Here is a 254-nt window from a genome sequence, read left to right as displayed (position 1 = left end):
GGCCTGGCCTACGCCTGCACCTGCTCGCGCAAACAACTGGAGCCCTATCACGGGATTTATCCGGGGTTTTGCCGCAACGCCGGGCATGATCAGCACGACGCCGCGATCCGCCTGCGCGTGCCGGAGCTGGAATACCACTTCATTGATCGCGTGCAGGGCGAATACCGCCAGCACCTGGGCCGCGACGTCGGCGACTTCGTCATCCGTCGGCGCGATGGTCTCTACGCTTATCAATTGGCGGTGGTGCTCGATGA

1 pseudogene is annotated in these 254 nt (G+C 63.4%); it reads left to right on the top strand.

Features of this window, described 5'->3' with window-relative positions:
- Positions 1–254 (top strand): annotated as a pseudogene (locus AAEY83_RS16915) (tRNA glutamyl-Q(34) synthetase GluQRS); the annotation flags it as partial.

This window comes from Psychrobacter sp. TB20-MNA-CIBAN-0197, from assembly GCF_040309765.1.
Classification (GTDB): Bacteria; Pseudomonadota; Gammaproteobacteria; order Pseudomonadales; family Moraxellaceae; genus Psychrobacter; species Psychrobacter submarinus.
Note: the sequence above shows the minus strand (reverse complement) of the source record. Positions and strands in the feature narration are given on the sequence as shown.